General features: G+C 43.4%; 4 protein-coding genes. 2 read left to right on the top strand and 2 right to left on the bottom strand.

The window, feature by feature from the left end:
* The first annotated feature begins 104 nt into the window (after nucleotides 1-104).
* A complete protein-coding gene (locus IEV46_RS17670) occupies nucleotides 105-1301 on the top strand; it encodes a cell wall-binding repeat-containing protein (protein ID WP_188433918.1) in 1197 nt (398 codons plus the stop codon).
* Nucleotides 1302-1346: 45 nt separating this feature from the next.
* Here the strand turns inward: IEV46_RS17670 and IEV46_RS17665 are convergent, their stop codons facing one another.
* Together IEV46_RS17665 and IEV46_RS17660 are read right to left on the bottom strand one after the other, a co-directional pair.
* Nucleotides 1347-1778 carry a hypothetical protein gene (locus IEV46_RS17665; RefSeq protein ID WP_188433911.1) on the bottom strand — a complete coding sequence of 144 codons (432 nt, stop codon included), beginning with the start codon at nucleotides 1776-1778 and terminating at the stop codon, nucleotides 1347-1349.
* 4 nt (nucleotides 1779-1782) lie between these two features.
* A complete protein-coding gene (locus tag IEV46_RS17660; protein WP_188433909.1) occupies nucleotides 1783-2076 on the bottom strand; it encodes a hypothetical protein in 294 nt (97 codons plus the stop codon).
* Between the two features lie 138 nt (nucleotides 2077-2214).
* Between IEV46_RS17660 and IEV46_RS17655 the strand changes: the two genes are divergently transcribed.
* Nucleotides 2215-2592, top strand: coding sequence for a YhjD family protein (locus tag IEV46_RS17655; protein WP_188433907.1), 378 nt, complete (start codon nucleotides 2215-2217; stop codon nucleotides 2590-2592).
* Nucleotides 2593-2897 lie beyond the last annotated feature (305 nt).

Raw genomic sequence — 2897 nt, 5'->3', positions numbered from 1 at the left:
CGCCGGTTTATTGGAAGCGGAGACCCGTTTTCGGAGGATCAAGGGGTACCGTCAACTTCCTCTGTTAAAACAGGCACTGGAACAACACATCGACAGCGAACCAAATGAAAATAAGCCCATCACCGCGTAAAACAGCGAAAAAGGCCGTCACGAAAATCTACGACGAGTGGGACAATCCCGCCAAAGGGACAACCAGTATTAAATTTTCGGGTACTACCAACGGAGATACGGCCTATTTAACCAAAGGAATAGAATCACCTATTTCATTGTCAAGTGCTTTTTCCAAAACGTTAGGGTTAACAAAAGGTCCCAATTTGATTGCATTAAATGCAACCAAGAAATCAAATGAGGTATTGGATTCTTACAACCCTATTTCACCTGGTATAAAACGATTAGGTGGGAATACACCTGCTGAAGTATCGGTTAGTGTGAGCAAGGAAATTAGCAGTTTAGGGTATAAACCCAATACGGTATATTTAACTTCTGATCAATCCTGGGTTCATGGTTTGAGTGCCATTCCTCTAGCTGCAAAAGATAAAGCTCCAATACTATTGACAGATCCCAATACTCTGTCTGCTGTTACAAAGTCCGAAATCCAACGTATAAAGCCTCAGAAAGTCGTGATTATTGGAGGTCCAGGTTCTGTCTCCAGTGAAATTGAAACAAATGAATTACCTGCTCTCGGTGTGGAAGTGGAGCGAATTTGGGGAACTACTCGTTATGACACTCCTCCAATGATCGCGGAACGTGTGATCAATGAAGAAACAACAGGTGCTTTTATTGCTACAGGGGAAAACTTTGAGGATGCCTTAAGTGTAGCAAGTTTAGCCGGACAGTTGGGAATCCCCATTCTGTTAGTAAAACCAAGCTCAGTTCCTGATGCGACAAAGTCGTTTTTAGAATCACACCCTCAGATTGAGACCCTTTTTGTCGTAGGAAAAACAGGTTCTCTGGATGATAGTGTTATAACGGAACTGGGTAATTACGGGAATGTTGATGATTTAAGGGGTACCACACGTTACGATGGAAATGTCAATGCTTTGTATCATTTTCGACTTCGCCCGGAACATATAACCGTAGCTCATGGGTGGACTTTTCAAGGAATGTTGACCGGTGGTCCCCTGACCGCTATCGAAGGAGGAGTCACTGTTATTAGTAACAGTCAAAGCCTCTCGGATCCGGTAAGATATTACCTTTTAGATAATCAAGATAACCCCTTAAACTACATGTACATTCCAAACGGAACAGATAACATATCTACAGGTCTGGAAAATGATTTGGACCAATATATCCCTGAATAAAAATAAGCCGCCGTTTTGGCGGCTTATTTTTTGATAAGGATTGTCCTACGATGCTTCTATTCGTCTATTACGCCACCTGATTAACTCTTGGATAATCCAGAAAACAATAGCAAAAAAAGCTCCAAAAAGGGCAATGGGAATTCGCTCTAAGTAACCATATCCCCAGACAAGAATCGGTCCTAGAAATCCAATTCCCACGTATAGCACAAAAGATATAAGAAGGCGCAACCAAGTAGGATGGATCTTTCTTACAATATAATCAACCAGATAGGACAAGGGGATTCCATATAGCAACGTAAAAGCTCCTCCATACAAGGACATCATCACAATGGAAAAGAACAGCCCTTTAAAAAAATCAGCTACTGGTTCAACAGACATGGATTCCACAAAGAAATATTGAAATGAAGATACAATAAAAAATAAAGTTGAAATGGTTAAAAGTTGAAGGAGCATTGCCATTAACTTATTTTCCAACATAAAGTCAATCCTCTCTTTTGCTTCTTATAAAGTGTCTTTTATTATTTCTTTTTATTGAATAGGAAACCCTGCTTAAAGTATTACTAAAGGTTCCTGAAAAACAAGGGGCCCTTCGAACACACTCAGACAAGTCCTCAAGATAATGTTCAGCAGCATCCGAAACGGCACCAGGGTCGACTTCTTGCAGCCACTCCGAAAATCCATTCAGGATTTTTTTGATTTCTTCGCTTTCAAGCTCGGCCTCTTTCAGCATTTCTTTTAACCGTTCTTCAACATCAATGGTTACTGTTATCTCCATCCGGCAACACCTCCGAGAACGAAATTTACACGATCCAATTAGCCGATCGCATTGATTAAATGGAGAAGGGATTTCCAACAATTAGGGGTTTAACGGGAACGTTTGTTTGGTTATGATGGAAGAAAAGGGGTTAAGAAGGTGCTGTATCCGAAAGGGTATGATGAGTTCGAAGCGTTGGTTCGGCCGTATGTGCTGCTGGATGTTTTGAACCGGGTGATTGCCTGTGATCAGAGAGTGGTGATGGAAACGTCATTAAAGTTCCTGGGCGCGATCCGGAGGCTGTTAGATCATGTGTCCGTGAAAGTGACGGATGATTTGATCCGGACCCGGCACGGGTTACGGAAGGTGGAAGGGAGGATCATCGAGATCCGGCAGGAGGACGACGCACGGGAGATGGATGTGGAGTATGAGGGGAGTCAGTATCACTTGAGCATGTTGAACGAGTTGATTCGGTCTGAATGTGAGGAAATGTTTTTACGGTATGTCCAATCGTATCGTCGCCAAACAGGGGGCTAGGAGGCTGTCTAAGCGGCGGAAATTTCTTCCGAGAGGTAGAGTACCCCCTTGTTTAGTTTTAGTCTTGTCTTGGGTTTACTTTCACCTGATATTGGGATAGAATGAAATCAAAAGGAGTGCATAAAATAAAGGCACGAACCCGGGTCACCCGGGTTCGTGATCTAAACGCTCAGTGTTTAGAAGTCCGGTTCCCGGGGCCGCGGGTATCGGACTTCTTGCGTTTCTGACCTTTTTGCAACCGGTAGGTCAGGATCACCGGCCCGAAGACCAGGAAAGCCTGCCACAGGTGGCCGAAAAGCCAGGAT

This window comes from Kroppenstedtia guangzhouensis (genome assembly GCF_014637345.1).
Taxonomy (GTDB): domain Bacteria; phylum Bacillota; class Bacilli; order Thermoactinomycetales; family DSM-45169; genus Kroppenstedtia; species Kroppenstedtia guangzhouensis.
The sequence above is the reverse complement of the archived record's forward strand: the minus strand, read 5'-3'. Positions and strand labels throughout refer to the sequence as shown.